The organism is Pseudoalteromonas sp. SWYJZ12, assembly GCF_015864395.1.
GTDB classification, from domain to species: Bacteria; Pseudomonadota; Gammaproteobacteria; order Enterobacterales; family Alteromonadaceae; genus Pseudoalteromonas; species Pseudoalteromonas arctica.
In genome coordinates this window covers 235,784-261,166 of the sequence record NZ_JADYXH010000001.1, presented here as the reverse complement: position 1 = coordinate 261,166, position 25,383 = coordinate 235,784, and the positions used below count along the sequence as shown (strand labels likewise).

Sequence of the window (25,383 nt, the reverse complement as noted above, 5' to 3'; positions counted from 1 at the left end):
ACATATGTCGGCTTTTTTATTGTAGGAGATTAAGTGCAATACCAATTGATCGAAACCCAAAATCAACTGAACACTTTTGTTGAACAAATAAAAAATAAACCTATTTTAGCTATTGATACTGAGTTTATGCGTCGTCGCACTTTGTATCCAGAAGTTGCACTTATCCAAGTTTTTGATGGTGAGCATTTAGCGCTTATTGACCCATTAGCGGAACTTTCACTATTTGATTTTTGGGAAATACTTAAAGATCCTGCAGTTTTAAAAGTACTCCATTCTCCTTCAGAAGATATTGAAGTTTTTCAAAAGTACGCAGGCTTTGTCCCAGCCCCATTATTTGATACACAATTTGCGTTGCAGCTACTCGGTGAAGGTAACTGTATGGGTTTTGCTCTTATGGTAAAAGAGCTGCAAGGTATTGAAATAGATAAAAGCGAGTCACGCACTAACTGGCTGCAACGCCCGTTAACTAAAAAACAATTAGACTACGCGGCTGCTGATACTTTTTACTTATTACCGTGTTTTGAGCTGATTATCGATCGCATTAATGCCGCTGGCTTCTTTGACATTGTAATAAACGAAAGTGAATTGATTGCCAAAAAACGTGCATTTCAAACACCTGACGAGCTTTTATATAAAGATATTAAAAATGCATGGCAACTTAAACCGCACGAACTAGCGGTGTTAAAAGAGCTTGCTGTATGGCGAAGAAATAAAGCTATCAAGAAAAATTTGGCGCTTAATTTTGTGTTAAAAGAACATAACATGACTGAAATTGCCAAACGTGGTCCTTCAAGTTTAAACGCTCTACGTCAAATTCCAGGGGTTGAAGCTATTGAAGTTAATCGCTCTGGTGTAGATATAATAAAGTGTATTGAAGCTGCCAAAGAAGTTCCAGATGCTCAGCACCCTGATGTACTTAAGCGCTTAATTGATTTTCCTACTTATAAAAAAGTAGCAAAAGATATAAAACAAAAAATCACTAAAGTAGCTAAAGAACACAATATACCAGAAGATGTTATGGCCTCTAAAAAGCAAGTCAATCAACTGATTAGTTGGAATTGGAAGTTAACTAATGAGCAAAAACAGAGTCATATAAAGCCTGATTTACTTAGCTCTTGGCGATATACCTACGTTAAAGACGCTTTAAAAGAATGGGATACTTAAGACTAGATATTTTTTTACTGTGTAATACTTATACCAATCCGCAATAATACTTAATCATTTTGCGGCGCTAAACGTGTCGTTACCTGTGTTAAAAAAATCTCATTTAGAACAACTAAATAGCGATTTTTTTGCCTAGCTATCAACACGTTTTTCCATCCTCAAAATTGATCACTTAATTAAGCGAATTGGTATTATCTATAATTTTTGTGTTACATAGTTAAAAGTTTTAGTTGCACGAAGGGGATTAAAACGTAGATATTTAGAAAGTTATTGCGAAAATAAAGAGGGCGCTTATAAAGCGCCCTTTCTTCAATTACTTCTTTTCTTCATCAGGTAGTGTAACGTTTAGCTCAAGTACGGCTAAATCGTCTTCGTTCTGATCAAACTGAACCTGAACTGCATCGGTACTTACGTTCACGTATTTACGGATCACATCTAAAATGTCTTGTTTTAATTGTGGTAAGTAATCCGGCGTTCCTCGTTGAGAACGCTCGTGCGCGACAATGATCTGCAATCGCTCTTTTGCTAGTGACGCACTGTTTTTCTTTTCTGAGCGGAAGTAGTCAAGTAAAGACACGTTAACCTCCAAAAATCCGTTTAAATAAGCCTTTTTTCTCAACGTCTAAGAAGCGAAAATCGACGGTTTCACCTAGTAAGCGGTTAATTGCATCAGAATAAGCTTGGCCTGCATCAGATTCTGTATCCAATATAACAGGTTGGCCTGAGTTTGAAGCACTTAATACCGCTTGCGATTCAGGAATAACACCTAATAGTGGGATTGACAGAATATCTTGCACATCTTCTACCGATAGCATTTCACCTTTTTCAACACGACTAGGATTATAGCGTGTTAATAGTAAGTGTTCTTTAATGTTTTCTAGGCCTTCTTCAGCACGTTTTGATTTGCTGTGTAAAATACCTAAAATACGATCTGAATCTCGAACTGACGACACTTCTGGATTTGTTGTCACGATTGCTTCGTCAGCAAAGTACATTGCCATCATAGCGCCAGCTTCAATGCCTGCTGGTGAATCACACACAATGTAATCAAAGTCTTCTTTTAATTCGTTTAATACGCGTTCAACACCTTCACGAGTTAATGCGTCTTTGTCACGAGTTTGTGAAGCGGGTAGTAAAAATAATTTATCTACACGTTTATCTTTAATAAGCGCTTGGTTAAGGTTTGCCTCACCATTAATTACGTTTACAAAGTCATAAACAACACGGCGTTCACAACCCATAATTAGATCTAAGTTACGTAAACCAATATCAAAGTCGATAATAACTGTTTTATAGCCTTTTAACGCTAACCCTGTGCCAATTGCAGCACTTGATGTTGTTTTACCAACACCGCCTTTACCTGAGGTAACGACAATTACTTTTGCCATGAGATTTATCCTTTAACCAAAGCTGAAATTTCTAATGATTCGTCTTTTTGTTGTATTTGCACTGCATTTCCCCAATGTTCACCTTGTAGTGAATCACTGATCCAGTAGTTACCATCTATTGAAACCAGCTCGGCCTCAAGTTTTTGGCAAAAAATGTGTGCTTCTTTAAAACCTTTTGCGCCTGCAATAGCGCGACCGCGTAGCGTGCCATAAATATGCACATTTCCATCGGCAATAACTTCAGCACCATGACTAACCGCGCCAAGTACTATCAAATCTCTATCTTTTGCATACACTTGTTGTCCAGAGCGAACTGTACCGCTAATAATTTGCGCTGGTAAATGCACTGTTTTTTCTACAATCGACGTATTAGCCTCTTGTTTAACAGGTTCGCTCTTAACGTCTTGTGAATAATTCAAAACAGATAAGCCAGCAGCTTTAGCTTGTGTATGTTGCTCATCTGAGCCATTACATACACCAACAGCGTTAAAGCTCATACGCTCGATTAATGACTTTAAGTGTACAAAATCAAGTGAACTGTTTTTAATTTCAATTAAATTAACAACAATAGGAGCACCCTCAAAAAACTTAGGGGCCTGGGCTATTTTTATATATAGTTGTTCTGCTAAAAGGTTTATATCAGTACTATAAAGATGCAAAACTGATAACGTAAAAAGATTCCCTTTTAACTCAAAAATTTGGTCCGACATACACGCTCAATTGAATTGTCTGATTAGAAATTAATTTTAGATAAACGTAGGCTGAATAGGGCCTTTATTGAAATTTCTAATCTAATTTTTCTAACTTATTATTACTCTCATGTTATAGTGTGCGGCATTGTTAAGCAAGAATTTATAGGGTCATAATGCTCACTGCAGTATATAAAAGTAAGAAAAAAGCGGATACGTTCTTATTTGTTGAAAAAAGAGATGATTTTGACAAAGTTCCGGAACCTTTAATGGCTATGTTTGGTCAACCTCTTTATGTGATGATCATCAACTTAGCAAAACGTGAGCATTTAGGTGGGTCTGATTTAGAAGCAGTAAAAGGTGCACTAAGTGATCAGGGGTATTATTTACAACTTCCTCCACCGGAACAAAATTTGCTAAGTCAGTTACGAAAAGAAAATGGAGTTGATAGTGATTAAAAAACTTATCGTTATATTATGTGGTGTATGTTTAAGCTCATCTGTGATGGCAAAAACACAGGCCGAATTTCAAGATTATTTAGCAAATTTAAAGCAAGAAGCCATCTCAAAAGGCTATGAAGCAAAACTTATTGATGATGCTTTTGCAACAGCAACATATAAAGAAAAAGTGGTTTCGGCTGATAAAAACCAGCCAGAAGTAAAAGAAACCCTTGAAACGTATTTACCAAAACGCGTACCTCAGTGGAAAATAGACCGCGCCCGCAAGCTTTATGCAGAAAACAAAGATGTACTTGAAAAAGTTGCTAAAGAGTTTGGCGTACAAGCACGCTTTATAGTGGCACTTTGGGGGCTTGAAAGTAACTTTGGTGCTATTCAAGGTGGTCATAACGTTATCGCATCGTTAGTAACGCTTGCTTTTGATGGACGCCGAGAAGCGCTTTATAAACGCCAACTTTGGGCTGCACTCGACATTTTAAAATCGGGCCATATCACGCTTGATAAATTTAAAGGCTCATGGGCAGGCGCAATGGGGCAAACGCAATTTATGCCAACTTCATTTAATGCTTACGCGGTTGATTACAATAATGATGGCCGTAAAGATATTTGGACCACAAAGGAAGATGCTTTTGCTTCAATTGCTAACTATTTAAAGCAAGAAGGCTGGAACGACTCTCTTACGTGGGGTCGCCAAGTACAGTTACCTGAAAACTTTGATAGTAAATACGTTTTAGTGCGTGGTACAAAAACGCGCAAGCAGTGGCTAGAATATTGGAATGATTCTGAGCGCTCATTAGCTGATTGGCAAGCACTGGGTGTTCGTAAAGCTGATGGCTCTGATTTACCTAATGTGGACGTGCGTGCTGCGCTGGTTATGCCTGATGATATAAATGGCCGTATGTACTTAGCGTACGACAACTACAAAGTATTTATGCATTGGAATCGCTCGTATTACTTTGCTACTAGCGTAGGTTACTTGTCGGATAGAATTGGTTATCCAAAAATCTAATTTTAAAATATACCTATAAATAAAGCCGCAATTGCGGCTTTATTCTTTTTTGAATATTTTATCTTTTAAGTCAATAACTTTACCAATTCCAGAACCTAGCTTCATCAGCTTATTAAGTTGCTCTGGCGTTAAACGTTGCAGCTCTGATGACCATTTAGTTACGGTTTCAAGTAGGTTGTGAATTTCCCCCATTTGTTTTTGTGCATAAAGCTCATCGTCGTTACTGGCTTCATCTAATAAGTTATCGCGTAGTAATGTTAAGGTGGGCTCAATTTCGCGCTTTTTACGTTCTTCAAATACGCGATTTGCCATATCCCAAATATCGCCAGCAGGGGCGTAGTACTCTTTTCGATCGCCAGGAATATGCTGCACTTTAATTAATTGCCACGATTGCAACTCTTTAATACCCATGCTTACATTACCGCGAGAAATACTAAGCGCATCTGCAATCTCATTGGCTGTCATTGGATTTTTAGTAATAATCAGCAAACCACACATTTGCCCAATCGTACGATTGAATCCCCAGCGGCTGCCCATCTCACCACAATGCATTACAAAGGCAAAATTCTTTTCGGATAAACTCATAGCTTAGTAACTTTCAGTAATTTCAGAAAGTAAATGCTAGCACGCTCATTTTGGATAGCAAGTTCTTAGCCATTTTATAAATTGATTTTAACGACTAAAGTATGATTTAGATTAATATTTATACATCTATATTGGGGTATGTTGTACACAACAATACGTAAATAAATCCTTATTTTTAATTTTTTTCACATACGATGGAATGACTATGAAAGCTGCAATTAATAATGAATACAAAGGTAAATTACAAATAACAGATCTGCCAATTCCTGAGGTTGGAATAAACGACGTTTTAGTAAAAATAGCCGCTTGTGGCGTTTGCCACACCGATTTACATGCCTGTCATGGTGATTGGCCGGTAAAGCCAAAAATGCCATTAGTTCCAGGGCATGAAGGAGTTGGTGTTATTGATAAAGTTGGAAGCAACATTAAGCACTTAGAAGTTGGCGATAGAGTGGGTATTCCTTGGCTCTATAGTGCATGTGGGCACTGTGAGTTTTGCCTAGATGGCAAAGAAACACTGTGTTTATCGCAGCATAATACTGGCTATTCTATTGATGGTAGCTATGCAGAATATTGTTTGGCTAACGGTGATTACGTTGTAAAAATACCTGAGGGATTAGGCTTTTCTGAAGCTGCTCCATTATTTTGTGCAGGTGTTACAACCTATAAAGCATTGAAAGTATCCGGTGCTAAACCTGGGCAGTGGGTTGCTATTGTTGGTGTAGGCGGGCTTGGTCATTTAGCAGTACAGTACGCTAAAGCAATGGGTTTTAATGTAATAGCTGTTGATACAGGTAAAGAAAAACTCGCGCTTGCTAAAGAGCTTGGCGCAGATATAACACTCGACTTTAAAGAAGTTGTTCCTAGCGAAGCTATTTTTGAACAAGTAGGTGGCGCGCATGGCGTTGTGTGTACTGCGGTATCTAAAGCTGGGTTTGAACAAGCTTATAAAAGTGTACGCCGTGGCGGTAAATGTGTATTAGTGGGATTACCTCCAGAGGATATGCCGCTTCCTATTTTTGATACTGTGCTTAATGGCGTGTCAGTAGTGGGCTCTATTGTTGGTACACGTAAAGATTTGCAAGAATGCTTGGAATTTGCAGCGCAAGGTAAAGTAAAAGCGATTATTGAAGAAAAACGCTTAGAGGACATTAACGAGATTTTTGATGATATGCTCAAAGGTGAAATTAACGGTCGCATAGTGGTTACTATTTAATTTAGATTAAGCGTTTATAAAACACAAAAAAGCACGGCTTCTAAATTAGAAAACCGTGCTTTTTAAGTATTTAACTAACCTGAGCTCGCTTGAGATAGATTTATTATCCAGAGTTCAGGTTAACTAGTTAAAGAGTGTAACTAAAACTTAGTTTTGCATTACGCTCTTCCCCTGGCATACCACCTAAAAACATCGCTTTTGAGTAATACTTTTTGTTGAACAAGTTATTTAAGTTTAACTGCATATGCCATTTATCAGTTGTATACGATACCGCTGTATCGTAAATCGTGTAACTTGGTACGTAACCATCAGGAATCGAGAATGAACTTGAATTAGTACTTCTGTTATCTACAAATGTAATACCACCACTTATATTTACAGCTTCAGGTAAGTTAAACATATCCGCGTAGTAGGTTACCCATGTACTTGCTGTTACGTAAGGCACACCTTTTTGGCGTGTGTCGTAACTGCTGCTGTTAGGATTACTTTTGTCACGTGCATCTTGATAAATACCGTTTACGTTTACTTTCCATTTATCATTTAAGTAAGCGTTTAAATCAAGTTCAATACCTGTTGTTTCTTCTTTACCATCATAATAGCTTTCAGGTACATTTGAGCCTGATGTTAAAGCGTCATAAAGCGGATTTGCGTATTCTAAATTAGTACGAGAGCTTTCGAATATAACAATAGAAGCTAGTAGTTGATCATCAAACGCTTTAAATCTAAAACCTAAATCGTTACTCATTGATTCAGAATCTTCTCTGTCTGCTTCATTACCCGCAACTGAGCCTAATACACTATACGCCGTTCGACCTTTTGAATGATTTACAAATACAGATAAATCTTCAGATGGCTGATACGTCGCACCCAGGTTATACGTTAAGCCAGAATCTGATGTACTCGCTTCAGGTGTTGGCTCTGCGCGGCTTGAGCTATAGCGCTCATCTACACCAAAGTGCTCGTAAGTTTGCTCAATTCGGTTATATGCTACACCAATACGCGTTGTAAGCTCTTCAGTAAGATAACCAACATGTTGAATGCCTAAGCCCCATGCTTGTACTTTTTTATTGTAGTCGCTGGTTTTAAGTGGATCGAAGTCATCAAAGCTGCCAGATGGCCAATTTGGTTCTCTTATATCGTAAATATACGGCAATGAACCTTGGTACGTTACATCACCAGCATCGTTTGTGAGTACGTAATCTTGATCCCATATTGAGAATTGTTTAAAACGAATATCTCTATCTTCGTAGTTTGCGTTAACAAGCAATTCGTTATCTACGTCGCCTAACATAAAGTCATAACGTAAATCTAAAAAGTACTGCCATGATTTTTCATCTGCTTCTACTTGTCGGTATTCTTGGCGACGTGCTGCATACGGGTAAAGTACACCGTCTTCAACTAATGGAGCACGAGGGTCGTTATTAATAATTCCATCGCGTGTTGAATATACGTAGTTATAAGCACCTGTTTGGCGCGCAAAACTTGATGTGTAGTTACGGTACTGTAGCTGCTGGTTTAAAAACAAATCGTCAGTAATGTAATAGTTATGCGTTAATTTAAAACGCAGTTCTTCACCTTCGTTAGCATCAGCCATTGGTGAAATAATACCATTTGTGCCAAAGCTATAAGGTGTTAATCCATCAGATGCAGATAGCGAATTAGCAAGTTGGTCGCGTTGTGCATCACTTAACTGTACGCCGCTTCCTGTCGGATCGTTTACTAAATCGGCACCGGTTACTTCACCCGCGCTTAAACCATTTGCAGTTTCTGCATTGTAAATACGAATAGGGTGGCCAATAGAATCAACCGCTATTTCATCTTTTATATATGCTGCCGAAAGCATGATGTTTTGTCTGTCGTTTAGCACGTATTTAAGCGAAGTATAAATTTCGTCGCGATCTTCTTTTAAATCGCGAAAGCCGTCACTTGACGCTGTTTTAGCCATTACACGATAGGCCAAGTTATCTGTTATAGCGTTAGTGCTATCAAACGATAATGAATAGCTATCCCACTGGCCAAGCTCAGCCGATACTTTGTGTTTTTCTTCAAACTCTGGCTTTTTCTCAATTAGGTTAATTACGCCACCCGCACTACCAATGCCATATAAACCTGTTGCTGGGCCTTTTAAAACCTCAACAGATTCAACATTTGTAAGTGAACGAGTTGGGTTGAATGTATTACCCAGGCCTGCACCACCATACATACCATCGTAGGTGTAGTTTGCATCTAAACCACGAATTACTAAGTTATCACCAATACCGTAGTTATTACCTGCTTGTGTTAAACCACTTACGTTTCTAACTAAATCTTGTAGGCTATCTACACCTTGAGATTCAATAAGTTCACGGTCAATAATCACAACCGGTGCAGGTGTTTCCATTAAAGACATGTCTGATTTAGTAGCAAGACCTGAGCTCATCACCACGCGGTTTTGTTTTTCGTATACGCTGATGCGTTCAATATCAGCATCAACTTGTGTATTTTGGGCAAATGCCATATTTGCATTTAAACAAGCAAGAGTAATAAGAGAGTACTTAAACGTTTTCATAGAGTGATAACTATTCGCGTTATTGAATTTGCGCGAATGATAATGGTTATTGTTTTTAAAGTGAATAGAAAGTTCATTTTATTTGATTAAATAAAACTGTTCGGATAATTAATAAACAAAGTTAAGCCTATAAAAGGTACGTTGTACCTTTTATAGGATGTTTGAGATGGGTGAGGGGTTTATTAAGGCTAAGTAAGCTCAGCCTTAATAGCGTGTATTTACAATTGGTTTTTATAAACAACACCTGCTTTCATTACGAAGGGTACTGACTCTAAGGTTTTAATGTTTTTAAGAGGGTTTGCTTTTACAGCAATTATATCAGCAGCAAATCCGGTTTTAATTTGTCCTAACTGAGTATCCATTTTTAATAACTTAGCGCTATTAATAGTGGATGCTTGAATGGCTTGTAGTTCTGTCATGCCAAATTCAACCATGCGGCTAAACTGTTTTGCATTATCTCCGTGCGGGTAAATTGCTGCATCCGTTCCAAAGACCATTTTCACACCCGCTTTTACAGCACGGCTAAAGCTATCACGTTGCCTTTTTGATACTTGGCGTTCTTTATTTAGATTTTCTTCGTCAACACCATTTTGCTCGCCATAAGTCAAAGTGTATTCGGTGTTATAAATATCCATAGAAAGCCAAGTTCCATGCTCTTTGGCAAGGGCTATGGCTTCGTCATCTAAAAAGCTGGCGTGCTCTACGCTATCAACACCTGCTTTAATGGCTGTTTTAATCCCGCTTGTACCGTGTGCATGAGCTGCAACAGGTAAATCTCGCATATGGGCTTCATCAACGATGGCTTTCATTTCTTCAAAAGAATACTGCTGTGCACCTACTTTAGTCCCTTTTGAAAATACTCCACCTGTGGCGCAAAACTTAATAGCGTTTGCCCCGTATTTAATGTTTTCGCGTACTTTTATACGCGCAGCCCATGGACCGTCTGCAACGCCACTTGAAGTATATTTAAGCTCAGGAGGTAGGCGGTTGTTATCACAGTGCCCGCCAGTAATTCCGAGTGATGGGCCTGCAGCCCAAATACGAGGGCCAACTATGTCACCTGCATTTATGCCGTCACGCACCGCTATAACGCTGTAACCTTCTGCGCCAACATTACGTACAGTTGTAAATCCGGCTTCTAAGGTTCTTTTAGCAAAATGAGCCGCTTTAATCGCCATACGCGGTACCGATTGGCCTAAACGTTCACTGCGCGGCACTGTCGGATCGCTTGTCAAATGCACATGCATATCCATTAAACCTGGCATAAGGGTTAAATCAAGTAGTTGAATATGTTCATCATCTTTAGTCAGCGTTGGTTTTTTATTTTGTTCAATGTTTGTAATTACGCCATCATCAATAGTAATCAAGGGCGATTTAATGAGTTTGCCATCTTCCACATTAACCATGGCTTTAGCCGATAGGTATGTAACGGCATGGGCATTAAAAGTAGTTAAACAAAGTAAGGCAATAGAGGTGCTGAGTAGTTGTTTTTTCATTTTATTTTTCTTTTAAATCATATTTGAATTAATAGAAATGTAACAAGCTCAGATAAAAGTGCAAATTAATACGATGAACGCAATCTATCGTAATTACTTTATTAAGTAAGGCTTAATGCGCATAATCAAAAAACGTTATTAAAAAGGATTATCATGAAATCAATTAAATTAGCATTAGTTGCCAGTGGCGTTATGTTTGCTTTAAGTGGCTGTATGAATACTGAGCTTAGTACACACACTAATACCAGTGCGCAGTTAAACACCGTTAACGCATCGGCAGGTATTGTTTCAGAGCTTTCGGCAGAGCAACAGCTCGATGTACTTGTTGCACAGTATTACGATGAATCGCTTACATATAGCCCCATCAGCGCAACGTATAATGGTCGTAACGAGTTTAACGATCAATTTACGCCTGAGATTTCAAAAGAAAATAGAGCTAAAAAAGCGGCTTTTTATAAAAAATATCAACAGCGCTTAAACTTTATAGATAAAGCACAGTTAACAGGGCAGTCGCTTTTAAGTTTTGAAATATTAGAGCGCGACCTTGCACTTAAATTAGAAGGCATGCAGTTTCCTGATTATTTACTACCAATTAACCAAATGGCGGGTGCGCATAACACCTTTGCAGGTTTTGGTTCAGGTCAAAGTGCTCAGCCGTTTAATACCGCTGAAGATTACACGGCTTTTATCTCGCGCAGCGAAGGTTTTGTAAAGTGGCTAGCCAGTGTAGAGCGTTCAATGGCGCAAGGCATTAAACTAGGTATTACGTTACCAAAACCACTTGCTGAAAAACTGCAGCCACAATTTGCAGCTCATGTAGTTAAAAATGCCGAAGATTCACTGTTTTGGGGACCAATTAAAAAATTACCAGAATCGTTTAGCGCACAGCAAAAGCAAAAAGTTACAGCGCAGTATCGTCAATTGATTATGCAGCACTTAGTACCTGCTTATAAAAGCATGAGTGACTTTCTAGCTAATCAGTATATTGCAAATAGCCGAGAAAGCGTTGGTTATAGTGACTTACCAAACGGTAAAGCATGGTACGAATACCAAATTAAGAAAAACACGACGCTTAGCTTATCTGCAGATGAAATTCATGACATTGGTTTAAGTGAAGTGTCGCGTATTTTAAGCGAAATGAAAAAAGTAAAAGAAACCGTAGGCTTTAAAGGTGAGTTATCTGAATTTTTTGACCATTTACGCGATTCAGATGAATTTTACTACGACACGCCTGAGGAGTTAATTGCGGCATATGAAAACGTTAAGAAAAAAATAGACTCACGTTTGCCTCTGCTTTTTAACATCGCACCCAAAGCACCTTATGTTGTAAAAGCTGTTGAAGCATACAGAGCGCAGTCTGCAGCTGGTGCATCATACGCATCTCCGGCGCCTGATGGCTCTCGCCCTGGTATTTTTTATATCAATGCTTATAACTTAAAAGCGCAGCCTAAATTTTTACTCGAAACTTTATCGATTCACGAAGCAGCCCCGGGCCATCACTTTCAAATAGCACTTCAGCAAGAAATAGAGGGCTTACCTGATTTTCGTAAATTTGGTGGCTACACTGTGTTTGCAGAAGGTTGGGCGCTTTACGCAGAAAGCTTAGGCAAAGAGCTAGGCTTATTTACCGACCCTTATATGTGGTACGGACGTTTATCGGATGAGCAATTACGCGCAATGCGTTTAGTGCTTGATACTGGTTTTCATGCAAAAGGGTGGACGCGTCAACAAGGTATAGACTACATGCTTGCAAATTCGTCTATGGCTAAAAGTGATGTAATTGCTGAAGTAGAGCGCTATATAGCATGGCCAGGCCAAGCGCTTTCTTACAAGTTAGGGCAATTTAAAATTCAAGAATTACGTGATTTTTCTAAAAAAGAACTCGGCAATAAATTTGATATTAAAGCGTTTCACACGCAAATATTAATTGATGGCGCATTGCCAATGCCAATTCTAGAGGAAAAAATTAAGCGTTGGGTTAAATCTCAAAGCTAATTTGTAGCGCAAAGCCAGTACTTTGAAAGGGTATTGGCTTTGCGCCATTTACAGCAATACGGTAGAATGCGCGCTCTTTAGGGGGCACGAGTAAACTATGTTTGATCAACAATTAGCAAATACACAATTTTGGCTTAAAAAAAGCTTAAGCGACATGAGTCAAAACGAATGGGAAGCCATTTGTGATGGATGCGGAAAATGTTGTTTAAATACGTTTATTGATAGCGAAGACGAAGACGAATTTACCGCTACCGATCAGTTACGCGAAGGTGAGCAATTAATATTTACTAATATTGTATGTCAGTATCTTGATAACAACACCTGTGGTTGTAGCGAATACGAAAACCGCCAAACGCTTGTTCCTTCTTGTGTAAAACTCACAAAAGAAAACCTTAAAGACATCTTTTTTATGCCACAAAGCTGCAGTTACCGTCGTTTACATGAAGGTCGTGGTTTGGCTTCTTGGCACCCATTATTAAATAGTGGCGATAAAACAAAGATGCATGAGCTAGGTATTTCTGTAAAAGACAAAACAGTAAAAGATTGCGATGTAAAGCTAGACGACTTTGATTTGTACATCGCAGAGTGGCCAACAAAGGACGCTGAGTAATGAGCAAACAACAAGCGGTAATTGGTTTAATCAATCCTAAAAGCCCGACTAATGTTGGCGGTGTATTACGTGCAGCAGGTTGTTACGATGCCAAACAGGTGTTTTTTACAGGTAATCGTTACTTAAACGCTAAAAAGTTTCATACCGATACTAAGAACGCACTTGAGCGTATCCCTTTAACTGAAACTAATAGTTTAGAAGCGGTAAAACCAGAGGGCGCAACCGTTGTTGTTATTGAGCTTATTGAAGGTGCAACACCTTTACCTGAGTTTAAGCATCCTGAAAATGCGTTTTATGTTTTTGGCCCAGAAGATGGCTCTGTATCAAAAGACGTTTTAAAGTGGTGTGATGAAGTGGTATATATTCCAACTATTGGCTGCATGAACTTAGCGGCTACCTGTAATGTTGTTTTGTATGATCGCTTAGCTAAATTAGGCGGCGTTGAGAGTAGTGACGATACTATTATTAGCTCTCGTGATACAAACAATAAAATGAGGTGGCAAAAAAGCTGATTAGTTAAGGTTTATTTGTGCAAAAATGTTAGTTTTGGCTAAACTTAAAAACATTATAAATCATAAATAGATACTAAAATGCGCTGGTTTTATTTTATATTATTACTGACAAGTAGTAATTGTTTTGCTGAAACATCAGTTGAGTATTATCAAAATGGTACTCAACATGTTTTAACTGGACATTACCACAAATCAGGAGTGCTCTATGAAGCGAAAAACCCCAAACAAACACTCCATTTAGCCACACTCGATTGGCCTCCTTATATTGGTAATAATTTATGTAATAAAGGCTGGGTTTATCAATTTTCAATTGCTCTATTAAATAGTAAGGGCTACAGCGTATATATTGAATTTTTGCCTTGGGCAAGAGCTGTACGAAATGTAGAACTAGGCAAGGCTGATATATTAATGCCTGAATATTTTATAGAAGATACAGCCCCCTCCGATTATGTTAATGGTAAAACACGTCGAGAATTACTCGGTTTATCTAATTCGTTTAAAGGTGGCGAAATTGCATTTTTAAAAAGGAAAGGCGATATAGACCGTTTCACTGGAAACTTAAAATCGCTTAAAGGGCAAAAGATTGGTGTTGTTCGTGGGTATCAAAATACGCCTGAGTTTGATGCCATGATGGACAATGCTGAGTTTGAAGTTATTACCTCTGTTGATGATTTACAGCTTGTTCAGCTTCTGGTTGCTAAACGTGTTGATTTGATTATAGGCGACCCTCAAGTTCTTAAATTCTCTGTAACTTATTCTTCTTTAACTAAACCTGAAAAACAATCTTTGCTTTCTTCTATTGAGCAAGAAAGCATTCCTCTGCAATACAACCCTTTATATTTTGCTATTAGTAAGCTTACACCTAAATGGCTTTTAGTCTTAGAGGACATAAATGAAGGGCTTTATCAGTTTCATAATAGTGGCGAGATAGACCGTATTATCAATACGACAAATACTCAATGCAAGCCATAAAATTGGAACGTTCCTTTGTTGCGCTGACTAATTTATATATAAACATGTAGAATCGTTTTTAACTTGTTAATGGAGTGAAAACGACGTGAGTGAAATAAATACAAATCAATCATTCGCGGTCAACGAACAGCCAAATAAAAATTATCTGTTTCCACTGACTGCAATGACGACCCTATTTTTTTTATGGGGTTTTATTACTGTTTTAAACGATGTACTAATACCACGATTAAAAGGCGTATTTGATTTAAGCTTTTTTGAAGCGATGCTAGTACAGTTTTGCTTTTTTGGTGCTTATTTTATTGTTTCTATCCCTGCGGGGATTTTAGTTAAGCAGTTTGGTTATAAAAAAGGGATTTTAACTGGTTTAATTGTGGCTTCAATTGGCTGTATGTTGTTTTATCCTGCTGTTGTAGTACATGAGTACTGGCTATTTTTGAGCGCTTTATTTGTACTTGCCGCTGGTGTAACGGTGCTTCAGGTTTCTGCCAATCCTTATGTTGCTGCTCTTGGGAGCGAAAAAACAGCTTCTTCTCGTTTAAATTTGGCACAAGCACTTAATGCGCTTGGTACTACCGTTGGGCCTTATGTAGGTGGTTTATTATTTTTTGGTACAGCAGGTAGTCTAGCTGCTTCTGCAGCAACTGCTGAATCTGTAAAAGTGCCTTATTTAATGCTTGCTGGTGCCTTATTATTTATCGCTATTATATTTGCCTTTATAAAGCTTCCAGAAATTGAAGCCCATAAAGAGGAAAATAATGCTGCAGTAGAATCTCGTTCATTAACTCAAGCACCGCACTTAACTATGGGTGTACTTGCTATATTTTGTTATGTAGGTGGGGAGGTTGCCATTGGCAGCTTTTTAGTTAACTACTTTGGTGAGGCGCACATAGCAGGACTTGAAGAGCATACTGCGGCTGCACTTATTAGTTATTACTGGGGCGGGGCAATGGTAGGGCGTTTTATTGGCTCTGTATTATTACAAAAAATAGCGCCTTCTAAGGCGATCGCATTTAATGCATTTAGTATTATTGCGCTATTGCTGATCACCATTTTTACTCAAGGTGACGTCGCTTTATATTCAGTATTGGCAATTGGTTTATTTAACTCAATTATGTTTCCGACTATATTTTCAGTTGCAATCGAGCGACTAGGATCATTGACCAGTAAGGGTTCTGGTTGGTTGTGCTTAGCTATTGTAGGTGGTGCACTTGTACCATTACTGCAAGGGTTTATAGCTGACACAGTAAATATACAGCAAAGCTTTTTTGTTCCCATGCTATGTTATGTATTTATTGCATGGTACGGATTAAATGTTGTTCGCTTAGCAAATAAGTGGAAATAACAGACTATACAAGAGTGACTGAATACGTATTCAGTCACTTATAAAGCTACATTTAATAGGAACGTTCCACAAGTAATTAATACGAGTCACAATTTATTTCAATATTAGTCAGTTACCCCCTACAGACTTTTGTTTTTTAATCCTTTATCCTTATTTTTATCTAATAACCTAGTCGCAAGCCTTATTTATTAGGACATTTAGCTAAATTTTTGCTAAAACTGTATGGATAATAAAGATAAATAATAAAAAGGATGTATATGCTTAACTCGTTGAAATTTACTTCCAAAGTGACTATTGCAGCCTCTTTAATTTTGGTTTTGGTGCTAGGGTTATTTACTTTTAATAACTACATTGCGATGCGCAAGCAAACCGAGCAGCAGTTAAGCCTAGTATTACAACAAAATTCCGAATCTGTTTCACAAAATATAGCGAGTTGGTTAAATGCAAAGTTGGCGATTGTTATATCAATTGCTAAAACCCATAAAGCTAATGATTCTAAAGCACTCACCCTTTCACAATTAAATACTGCAGAGCTTGCCGGAAGCTTTAAAAATACGTATATAGGTAAATCCAGCGGCACGTTTATATTAAACGATCAATCAGTTGTTTTACCTGCTGATTTTGATGCGACCTCTCGCCCTTGGTATAAATTAGTCGAAAACAAATCAAATACCGCATTTACAACTCCCTATATTGATGTAACAACTAACGAGCTTACAATTTCAGCGGTAGTACCCATGCTACAAAATGGCCAGTTTAGCGGCGTTGCAGGTGCCGATATTGATATGCAAACCGTGACTAAAATTATTAACGATATTGATTTTTTAGGTCTCGGTTATGGTTTTTTACTCGATAACAAAGGTCAAGTGTTAAGCCATCCTAATGCTAAGTTAAACTTAAAAAATACATCAGACATTTTTGGTACTAATACGCCCTTGCAAAGTGAGTTTACCCAATACGAGATAAATGGAGAGTCTAAGCTTATCTCGTTTACAAAAATCAGTGGTATTGAAAACGTAGATTGGTACCTAGGTGTTGTCATAGATAAAGATAAAGCGTATGTCAGCGTTTCTAACTTTGGCCAAACTGCGGCTGTTTTTATGGTGATAGGGATCATTACTATCATTATTATGATGCAGCTTTTATTACGCTATTTAATGCAGCCTATGAACCGCTTAAACGATGCCATTAAAGATATAGCACAAGGCGAAGGCGATTTAACAAGGCGCTTAACCGTTGAAAATGATGATGAGTTTGGCGACTTAAGCCATTCATTTAATATTTTCATCGAAAAAATTCAGCATTCAATAGAGCAAGTAAAAGAGTCCACAGAGCAATTAGATACAGCAATTGAGAGCTTGGTATCACAAACACATTCATCGCTGTCTATGTATGATGATCAAAGTAAACGAACCGATAGTGTTGCAGCGGCTATTAACCAGTTTTCAGCTACATCAATGGATATTTCAAATAATGCAGAGAGTGCATCGCAGCTTGCTAAAAATGCAGATGAGCACTCAACACAAAACCAAGAAGCATTAAGTCACAGTGTTACAACCATTCACCAGCTTTCAGCTAATATGGAGAAAGCTCAGCAAACTATAAACAGTTTAAATACGCACACAGCCAGTATTGGGCAAGTGCTTGAAGTTATTAAAGGTGTAAGCGAGCAAACTAATCTATTGGCACTAAATGCAGCAATAGAAGCCGCTAGAGCAGGAGAGGCAGGACGCGGTTTTGCCGTTGTAGCAGATGAAGTACGCCAATTAGCACACCGCACTCAACAATCAACGCAAGAAATTGAAGACACGGTGAGCCAGTTACAAAAAGGCTCAAACCTTGCTGTAGAGCTTATGAAAACAAGCCTTCAAGACAGTGAAAAAAGCGTACAACAAGCAGATGCTGTCGGCAATTTAATGAGTCATGTTATACAAGCTATTAAGCAAATTAACGATGCAAATCATTCTGTGGCCAGTGCAACAGATGAGCAAAACCAAGTTGTTAAGTTATTAGATACTGATATTCAAACAATTAGTGCGCTTTCTATACAAGGCAAGGCTAACTTAAATGACACGCTTAACGAATGTACCAAACTAAAACAGCAGTTTAGTGCTTTAGAAAATATGGTTCAAAAGTTTAAAGTATAAAATTAATGACTAAAAAAAATGTAAATAAACCAAACTGGCTCAGTCTAATAAATATCGACAGTGTTTATAGCTCAGACATGCAACGCAAAGCGTTTTCTTTATTTACCATGATTGGGATATCAATTGTGGTGATTGCTGTATTAGTGTTTTTGAATTATAAGGTTTACTCACCGATACTCACTGCTTCATTAATTATCGTTAACATTACAAATATAAGCTGTTCCATCTACTTTATAAGAACGGGTAATCTTCAAGTAGTGGCATTAATAAGTATGAGCATTGTGTGCATGATGTTTATTGCACTTGTTTATACCGGTGGTAAAGATAACACCGCGCTATATTGGCTTATGTTTTATCCTGTAGTGACGTTTGCATCTTTAGGGGTCAGATTAGGTGCTTGGTTAGGTTTTACTTTACTGTTTTCTTGTATTGTTATTTTATACGGCCCTGATTTTGGTCAAGTTAGCTATGGCAATGTAGAAAAAACACGATTTATAGCGTCCTTTTCTATGGTGTTTTTATTCTCATTTATTGGTGAGTATTTTAGGCATAAAAGCCACATGGCTATTGCCGATATTACGCTCGAGCAAAAACAAGATGCTTATACCGACCCCCTTACTGGTATAGCAAACAGACGTTTTATTACCTCTCATTTTTTAAAGCTTGCCCAAACACGCCCAGAGCAGTACTTACCTTTTTCAATTTTGTTAATTGATTTAGATAACTTCAAATCTTTAAACGATACGCATGGTCACGATTTTGGTGATACGGTATTGATTGAATTTACCAAGCTCCTTGAATCTCAGTTTTTGGCAACTGCGTTAAAGGCCCGTTATGGCGGTGAGGAGTTTGTTGTTATTTTACCGCAGGTTACTGTTTCTACAGCCACTGTAATAGCAAACAAATTTCGAGAGGCTGTTGCAGGGCACGTTATATTTACTGATGACAAGCAGCGTATTTCAATCACCTGTAGTATTGGTATTTCCCAAGTAAATAAAGTAACTGATTATGATGATTCGTTAAAACAAGCTGATGAAGCTCTTTATAGTGCAAAGGCTGCTGGTCGTAATAGTGTCGTCTCGAACTAGTTGAAGGATTAATATGTCTCAAAGTAAATTAATATATGTTCATGACCCAATGTGTAGCTGGTGTTGGGGTTACTCACCAACCTGGCTTAAGCTAAAATCAGAGCTTGCTGGTAAAGTGGCAATTGAATATAAAGTAGGTGGCCTAGCACCCGATAGCCAAGACCCAATGCCACAAAATATGAAAGAGATGCTTGAGGGTACTTGGCATAAAATTTCAGCGCAGTTAGGTACGCAATTTAATTATAACTTTTGGCGCGATTGCCAGCCAAGGCGTTCAACGTATCCCGCATGTAGAGCCGCACTTATAGCGCGTAAAGCGGATAAAGAAGCTCAAATGGTGGCTGCAATTCAAAATGCTTATTACCTAAATGCGCAAAACCCGTCAGATGAAAGTACATTAATTAGTTTGGCTGAAAAGATTGGCTTAGATAAAAATGAGTTTACCGCGCAGCTAACGTCAAGCGAGCTTAATGATGAATTTAAAGCTGAGTTATCCTTTGTTCGTACACTACCAATCCAAGGTTTTCCCTCACTAGTGCTTATTAAAGGTAATAAAGCATACCCAATTGAAATAAATTACACTGATTGGCATTATTCCCTTAATCAAATTAATTCAATTTTAAAATAATCCAGCCTGTTTATAGGGCATTTGGCTAACAAATGCTCTTATCATCTTAAAAACCCCCTCGTAAGTCTTAATTATTACCATTGTCATAAAAGCGACTTTTTTGCGCAACATCCTTGTCATGTTTCATCTATAAACTCCTGCTCATTGAAATTATTAAGTTATAAATTATTTATATAACAAAGTTTATGACCTAAAAAAACAAACTAGCAAATCTGCTAACTAACGAGTAAAGGTGTATGCGATGAAAGGCGTTAAACCATTAATCTTAGCTGGTATTGTGGCCGCAAGTGCAGCAGTACACGCAAACGATTTAGATAAGGTTATTGATAAAAGCAGTGAAATTAATAAATCAGCTGCGCAATCACAAACAAAAATAGACAAGATTGCAGATTCAATGCAAGGACGTTTACAGCAATTTAAAACCCTCAATAAAGAAATTGACGGTTTAGCTGTTTACAACGCTCAGCTAACTAAACAGTTAAATAATCAAGTAGAAGAGATGGAATCTTTAAACCTGTCTATGGATCAGGTTTCTATTATTGAACGTCAAATTACGCCGCTAATGCTTAGAATGATTGAAGGCCTTGAGCAGTTTGTATCTTTAGATATTCCATTTTTAGCTGATGAGCGCACTAAGCGCGTTACATCTTTAAATGAAATGATGAATCGTGCAGATATCAATTCAAGTGAAAAATTTCGCCGTGTACTTGAAGCCTATCAAGTAGAAGTAGACTACGGGCGCACTATTGAAGCCTATACCGCACTTTTAAACGTGGATGACAAAGAGCGTGAAGTCGATTTTTTACGCATTGGCCGTTTAGAGCTTATTTACTTAACACGCGATGGTAAAAAAGCAGGTAGTTGGAATGCAGATACAAAATCATTTGAAGCATTACCAGACTCTACAATAAGCCAAATTAATAAAGGCTTACGTATTGCGCGTAAGCAACTTGCCCCAGATATGTTAACTCTGCCAGTACATGCAGCAGAATAAGAGGTTAAAAATGAAATTGTTTACTCAAATGACAAAAATAGCTCTTTTTGCTGCAAGCCTAAGCATTACTGGTGCAAGTATAGCGGCAGAGCCAATGAACTTAGATTCATTACTTAAAACGCTCGAAAATGGTCAATCAGCTCAAAGCGAGCAAAATAAGCAGCGCGAACAAGAGTTTACTGCTCGTCAAAACGAGCAAGTACAAACGCTTAAAAATACCCAAGCAAAGCGTAATCAAATGCTGGTGGAATCTGAGCGCTTAGAAACGCAGTTTGAAGAAAATGAAGTAAAACTTGCTAACTTAACAGACACGCTTTCTAAACGAATGGGTTCCCTTAAAGAATTGTTTGGCGTGTTACAGCAAGTAGCAGGTGATTCTAGTAATAAGTTTGCGACATCAATTATATCTTCCCAGATTGCTGGGCGTAGTACGTTTATGGATGACCTTGCTCAAAAAATGGGTTCAACTTCAAAACTTGCTTCAATAGAAGATATTGAGAAAGTATGGTTTGAACTACAGCGCGAAATGACCGAGCAAGGCAAAGTAAGTCGTTTTAACGCAAGTGTCATTGTTGAAGGCGGTACTAAAGCACAGCAAGAAGTTGTGCGAGTGGGCGCATTTAACCTTATATCAAACGGTAAATATTTAGAGTTTAATTCCTCGACTAATTCTTTGAGTGAATTAACACGCCAACCTGTATCGCGCTTTACTGCAACAGCAGAAGAGCTACAAAGCACTAAAAGTGGTGTAGTGCAATTTGCACTTGACCCAACAGGTGGATCTATTCTTGGTTTATTAGTACAAGCACCTGATACACAAGAACGTGTTCATCAAGGTGGCACAGTGGGTTATGTGATTTTAGGCGTGGGTGTTATTGCACTCCTTATATCACTAGAGCGTTTTTTCTCATTATTGATTATGGGCGGTAAAATTCGTCGTCAACTTAAAGATTCAGTTGCACGTGATGACAATCCGCTTGGACGCGTAATGAAAGTAAAAGATCAATTTCCAAGTGTTTCACACGACACACTGGAGCTTAAATTAAGTGAAGCTATTTTACGTGAAATGCCAAAAGTGACGCGTAATTTAACACTTATCAAAATCATCTCTGTTGTTGCACCGCTGTTAGGTTTATTAGGTACGGTAACAGGCATGATCAATACATTCCAAGCAATTACCTTATTTGGTACCGGCGACCCTAAATTAATGGCGGGTGGTATTTCTCAAGCACTAGTAACAACGGTACTAGGCTTAGTGGTAGCAATACCAACGGTATTTTTATACACCTTACTTAATACGCGCGCTAAAAATATTTTGTTAACTATTCAAGAGCAGAGCGCCGGTATTATTGCAGAGCGAAGCGAGAAGGGAGCATAAACCATGGTGCTATTGATTGACTCAATCAATGCTATCCGTGATTTTCTCGACACTGGTGGCCAAGTTCTCTTGGTCATCGGGGTGTTAATCTTCGCGATGTGGTTATTGATACTCGAGCGATTTATTTACTTTTTCAACGGTTTTCGAAGCTATAAACATGCTCTAAAAGCCAATTGGATTAACCGTGCAGAACGTGATAGCTGGAATGCAGAGCAAATACGCGAAGCGATGATATCGCGAGCAGGTATGCGCTTAAACACCAATCTTTCTTTGATTAATGTGATGGTTGCTTTGTGCCCACTACTTGGTTTGTTAGGCACTGTAACGGGTATGATAGAAGTGTTTGATGTAATGGCAATTACTGGCACAGGGAGTGCGCGCTCAATGGCGTCAGGGGTATCTAAAGCAACTATCCCGACAATGGCAGGCATGGTAGGTGCGTTATCTGGGGTATTTGCCTCAACGTATTTACAACGAAAAGCTAAGCGCGAAGTAGAACTACTACAAGACAGCATGGTTTTAGACCATTAAGCAAAATTTTGATAAGCGGCTTATATAAAGTCGCTCATCCTAGGAGAATAAAAATGAGAGCCCCGTTAGGAAACCTATTTCAAGAAGATGAAGCTGAAGAAATAAACATGACCCCAATGCTAGACGTTGTATTTATCATGCTTATTTTCTTTATTGTAACTGCCTCTTTTGTTAAAGAAGCCGGTATTGATGTTAACCGCCCAGAAGCCGCAACAGCGGTTAAAAAAGAGCGTGCAAATATCCTTGTGGCGATTTCAGATACAGGTGAAATTTGGATTAATAAACGTCAAATTGATGTACGCGCAGTACAAGCCAATATCGAGCGTTTAAAAGCAGAAAATCCACAAGGTAGCGTTGTGATTCAAGCGGATAAAAAAGCCACTACCGAAATGTTAATAAAGGTGATGGATGCCTCGCGCGCGGCGGGCGCATTTGATGTATCAATTGCCGCACAAGATGCGTCTTAAGGGCTAGTTATGTTGCGATATTTAGTTGCATTAGTGATAGCCGGTGTAGTGACCTTTATGTTGTTTTTAGGCATGCAGGCACTGATCACTGGCGGTGAAGGCGCTATGACGGATCCGGTAAAGGGGAACGTACTTGATTTTGTTCGCTTGAAAAAAGAAGAAACCGTACAAAAAAAAGAGCGTAAGCCACAAAAGCCACCAACACCAAAAGAGCCGCCACCACCAATGGAATCACCGCAAATGCAAAATAGTGATGCTACAGCTAATGCTAACAACTTTGACTTTGGTGCAAACGTTGATGCGGATGTAAATTTAGCCGGCGGGTTAGCACTTGAAACAAGTGATGGTGAGTATTTACCCATTGTTAAAGTGGCGCCTGTTTATCCTCGTCGCGCATTATCGCGAGGTATCGAAGGCTACGTTATTGTTGAATTTATAGTAACTAAACAAGGCACTGTACGCGACCCACAAGTGGTTAAAGCAGAGCCTGAGTCACTCTTTGATAGAGCCGCGATGGATGCAGCCCTTAAATTTAAATATAAACCCCGCGTAGTAAACGGTGAAGCCGTTGAAGTGGCGGGTGTTCAGAACAAAATATCTTTCCAAATCAGCGGTTAATTTAGTAATTAACCACGAGTATACGGACAGTAATGCGAGGCGATTATGAAACTATTTATTAAATCTGTTATGAAATTAAGCCCTACAGCTAAATTTTTTAAATTAACACTATTTTGTACCGCTGCGATCAGTACAAGTATTGTTACACCAAGTGCTCTAAGCCTGATACCAGGGCTAAGTGTAGCTACGGCATATGCAGAGCAAGAGCAAAAAACAAAACGTGTACCAGCGCTTCGTGAAAAGGTCTACAGCCAACTCGCACGTGCACAAAAACTCGCTGATGATGGCGATGTTAAAGCAGGCCTTGAAGCGCTTGATAGCATTAATGAGCGTTCATCGAGCATGAACTCGTACGAAATTGCGATGATGCATAATTTTTATGGGTTTATTTATTACAACGAAAACGATTTACCAAAAGCGATAGCTTCGTTTGAAAAGGTCGTAGCAGAGGAAGCCATTCCTGAGTCGCTTCGTTTAAGTACTACCTTTAGTTTAGCGCAACTAGCTATGGCTAATAGTGATTACACTAAAGTTATCGCATTTTTAGATGACTGGGACACTATTAACACTAAGCCTAAAACAGAAGGCTATTACTTGTTAAGGGCTCAAACATACTATCAGTTAAAGGATTATAAAAAAGGCCTTGAGTACATATCTCAAGTGATTGCTTTAAGCGACAGCGAAGGTAAAGCCCCTAAAGAAAATTGGTTAGTACTACAGCGTGCCATGTACTACTCACTTAATCAAACTGACAAAGTTGTTGAAGTACTTGAGCGCATGGTAAAGCTTTATAACAAGCCTGAGTATTGGGTACAGTTATCAGGTATGTATGGTGAAACAGGGCAAGAAAAGCAGCAGTTGGCGGTAATTGAAGCGGCTTATCAGCAAGGATTTTTAACCTCTAAGTCTGATTTACGTCAATTAGCGCAAGTGTATTTATATAACGGCTTAGCATTTAAAGCCGCAGACGTTATGAGTGATGCGATTGAAAAAGGGATTGCAGAGCAAAACGCTAAAAACTATGCCTTTGTAGCTGAGGCGATGATTCAAGCAAAAGAAGACGAAAAATCAATAAAATACTTTGTAAAAGCAGCCGATTTATCACCCAGTGGTAAGTATGACCAACGCTTAGCTGAAGTATATGTTAATACTGAGCAATATGAAGAAGCGGCCGACGCAGCGCGTAAAGCACTTAATAAAGGCTCACTTGATTTTGAATCAAATGCATTTGTTGCCTTGGGTATGGCTCAGTACAACTTACAAAATTTTGATGCATCAATTTTAGCGTTCGAACAGGCAGAAAAACATAAAAAATCACAGCGTTTAGCGCAGCAATGGATTAAATATGTAAAGCGCGAGAAAGTGCATGCAGAAACATTAAGAACGGCACTGCTTTAAGCTTTAGTAATAACGTTTAAATATAATTTCATAATCGCAAATCCAAACCACACTATTTTTAGTGTGGTTTTTTTATGTTTTTAATAAATTAACTACTTGAATTTTATGTAAATAACTTTGTCATCTTATGTTTATTAAAGTGTAACTGTA

At 38.4% G+C, this 25,383-nt stretch carries 24 protein-coding genes; 18 read left to right on the top strand and 6 right to left on the bottom strand.

The window, feature by feature from the left end:
- Positions 1-33 precede the first annotated feature (33 nt).
- The gene (gene rnd / locus I6F42_RS01080; protein ID WP_007583273.1) at positions 34-1,164 is read left to right on the top strand and encodes a ribonuclease D; all 1,131 of its coding nucleotides are present in this window, start codon (positions 34-36) and stop codon (positions 1,162-1,164) included.
- Between the two features lie 313 nt (positions 1,165-1,477).
- On the opposite strand, the gene minE is transcribed toward rnd, so the two are convergent.
- Genes minE through minC form a run of 3 tightly spaced genes read right to left on the bottom strand, consistent with a single transcriptional unit; the run spans position 1,478 to position 3,262 of the window.
- Entirely contained in the window at positions 1,478-1,741 is a 264-nt protein-coding gene (gene minE, locus I6F42_RS01075; protein WP_004334706.1) for a cell division topological specificity factor MinE, read from the bottom strand.
- 1 nt (position 1,742) lies between these two features.
- Positions 1,743-2,552: a septum site-determining protein MinD gene (gene minD, locus I6F42_RS01070; protein WP_007583272.1), complete on the bottom strand. Its 810-nt coding sequence runs from the start codon at positions 2,550-2,552 to the stop codon at positions 1,743-1,745.
- A 5-nt stretch (positions 2,553-2,557) separates the two neighbouring features.
- On the bottom strand, positions 2,558-3,262 hold the full coding sequence (gene minC / locus I6F42_RS01065) for a septum site-determining protein MinC (RefSeq protein ID WP_007583271.1): 705 nt from the start codon (positions 3,260-3,262) through the stop codon (positions 2,558-2,560).
- A 155-nt stretch (positions 3,263-3,417) separates the two neighbouring features.
- On the opposite strand from minC, the gene I6F42_RS01060 reads away from it, so the two are divergent.
- Both I6F42_RS01060 and I6F42_RS01055 read left to right on the top strand, forming a co-directional pair.
- Complete coding sequence (locus tag I6F42_RS01060; RefSeq protein WP_007583270.1) at positions 3,418-3,699, top strand: YcgL domain-containing protein; 282 nt, start codon at positions 3,418-3,420, stop codon at positions 3,697-3,699.
- Positions 3,692-4,708 (top strand): lytic transglycosylase domain-containing protein, encoded by a 1,017-nt coding sequence (locus I6F42_RS01055; protein WP_024594339.1) that lies wholly within the window; start codon positions 3,692-3,694, stop codon positions 4,706-4,708. Before I6F42_RS01060 ends, I6F42_RS01055 begins: the two co-directional genes overlap by 8 nt.
- A gap of 39 nt (positions 4,709-4,747) precedes the next feature.
- Here I6F42_RS01055 and I6F42_RS01050 read toward each other — a convergent pair whose 3' ends face one another.
- Complete coding sequence (locus I6F42_RS01050; protein ID WP_010552940.1) at positions 4,748-5,293, bottom strand: GbsR/MarR family transcriptional regulator; 546 nt, start codon at positions 5,291-5,293, stop codon at positions 4,748-4,750.
- A 205-nt stretch (positions 5,294-5,498) separates the two neighbouring features.
- Between I6F42_RS01050 and adhP the strand changes: the two genes are divergently transcribed.
- A complete protein-coding gene (gene adhP / locus I6F42_RS01045) occupies positions 5,499-6,509 on the top strand; it encodes an alcohol dehydrogenase AdhP (protein WP_197150138.1) in 1,011 nt (336 codons plus the stop codon).
- Between the two features lie 127 nt (positions 6,510-6,636).
- Here adhP and I6F42_RS01040 read toward each other — a convergent pair whose 3' ends face one another.
- Both I6F42_RS01040 and I6F42_RS01035 read right to left on the bottom strand, forming a co-directional pair.
- Positions 6,637-9,057 (bottom strand): TonB-dependent siderophore receptor, encoded by a 2,421-nt coding sequence (locus I6F42_RS01040; protein WP_197150120.1) that lies wholly within the window; start codon positions 9,055-9,057, stop codon positions 6,637-6,639.
- A 218-nt stretch (positions 9,058-9,275) separates the two neighbouring features.
- The gene (locus I6F42_RS01035; protein WP_197150106.1) at positions 9,276-10,553 is read right to left on the bottom strand and encodes an amidohydrolase family protein; all 1,278 of its coding nucleotides are present in this window, start codon (positions 10,551-10,553) and stop codon (positions 9,276-9,278) included.
- 153 nt (positions 10,554-10,706) lie between these two features.
- On the opposite strand from I6F42_RS01035, the gene I6F42_RS01030 reads away from it, so the two are divergent.
- From I6F42_RS01030 to I6F42_RS00965, 14 genes are all read left to right on the top strand, one after another.
- Positions 10,707-12,548 (top strand): DUF885 family protein, encoded by a 1,842-nt coding sequence (locus tag I6F42_RS01030; RefSeq protein ID WP_197150102.1) that lies wholly within the window; start codon positions 10,707-10,709, stop codon positions 12,546-12,548.
- A gap of 97 nt (positions 12,549-12,645) precedes the next feature.
- Entirely contained in the window at positions 12,646-13,158 is a 513-nt protein-coding gene (locus I6F42_RS01025; protein WP_024591051.1) for a YcgN family cysteine cluster protein, read from the top strand.
- Positions 13,158-13,670 carry an RNA methyltransferase gene (locus I6F42_RS01020; RefSeq protein WP_024591050.1) on the top strand — a complete coding sequence of 171 codons (513 nt, stop codon included), beginning with the start codon at positions 13,158-13,160 and terminating at the stop codon, positions 13,668-13,670. The genes I6F42_RS01025 and I6F42_RS01020 overlap by 1 nt, the downstream gene beginning before the upstream one ends.
- A gap of 78 nt (positions 13,671-13,748) precedes the next feature.
- Positions 13,749-14,642: an ABC transporter substrate-binding protein gene (locus I6F42_RS01015; protein ID WP_197150099.1), complete on the top strand. Its 894-nt coding sequence runs from the start codon at positions 13,749-13,751 to the stop codon at positions 14,640-14,642.
- A gap of 85 nt (positions 14,643-14,727) precedes the next feature.
- A complete protein-coding gene (locus I6F42_RS01010) occupies positions 14,728-15,984 on the top strand; it encodes a sugar MFS transporter (protein WP_197150097.1) in 1,257 nt (418 codons plus the stop codon).
- A gap of 257 nt (positions 15,985-16,241) precedes the next feature.
- Positions 16,242-18,131, top strand: a complete 1,890-nt coding sequence (locus tag I6F42_RS01005; protein ID WP_024591048.1) for a methyl-accepting chemotaxis protein — start codon at positions 16,242-16,244, stop codon at positions 18,129-18,131.
- 5 nt (positions 18,132-18,136) lie between these two features.
- On the top strand, positions 18,137-19,219 hold the full coding sequence (locus I6F42_RS01000; protein ID WP_197150094.1) for a GGDEF domain-containing protein: 1,083 nt from the start codon (positions 18,137-18,139) through the stop codon (positions 19,217-19,219).
- Positions 19,220-19,232: 13 nt separating this feature from the next.
- Positions 19,233-19,847, top strand: coding sequence for a DsbA family protein (locus I6F42_RS00995; protein ID WP_024591046.1), 615 nt, complete (start codon positions 19,233-19,235; stop codon positions 19,845-19,847).
- Between the two features lie 241 nt (positions 19,848-20,088).
- Positions 20,089-20,841: a DUF3450 domain-containing protein gene (locus tag I6F42_RS00990; RefSeq protein WP_008169959.1), complete on the top strand. Its 753-nt coding sequence runs from the start codon at positions 20,089-20,091 to the stop codon at positions 20,839-20,841.
- Between the two features lie 10 nt (positions 20,842-20,851).
- Positions 20,852-22,219 (top strand): MotA/TolQ/ExbB proton channel family protein, encoded by a 1,368-nt coding sequence (locus tag I6F42_RS00985; RefSeq protein ID WP_010552930.1) that lies wholly within the window; start codon positions 20,852-20,854, stop codon positions 22,217-22,219.
- 3 nt (positions 22,220-22,222) lie between these two features.
- Positions 22,223-22,750 (top strand): MotA/TolQ/ExbB proton channel family protein, encoded by a 528-nt coding sequence (locus tag I6F42_RS00980; RefSeq protein ID WP_010552929.1) that lies wholly within the window; start codon positions 22,223-22,225, stop codon positions 22,748-22,750.
- Positions 22,751-22,803: 53 nt separating this feature from the next.
- Positions 22,804-23,217, top strand: a complete 414-nt coding sequence (locus tag I6F42_RS00975) for a biopolymer transporter ExbD (protein WP_004334764.1) — start codon at positions 22,804-22,806, stop codon at positions 23,215-23,217.
- A 12-nt stretch (positions 23,218-23,229) separates the two neighbouring features.
- Positions 23,230-23,835: an energy transducer TonB gene (locus tag I6F42_RS00970; protein ID WP_193371817.1), complete on the top strand. Its 606-nt coding sequence runs from the start codon at positions 23,230-23,232 to the stop codon at positions 23,833-23,835.
- Between the two features lie 69 nt (positions 23,836-23,904).
- On the top strand, positions 23,905-25,233 hold the full coding sequence (locus I6F42_RS00965) for a lipopolysaccharide assembly protein LapB (RefSeq protein WP_197150660.1): 1,329 nt from the start codon (positions 23,905-23,907) through the stop codon (positions 25,231-25,233).
- Positions 25,234-25,383: the final 150 nt, after the last annotated feature.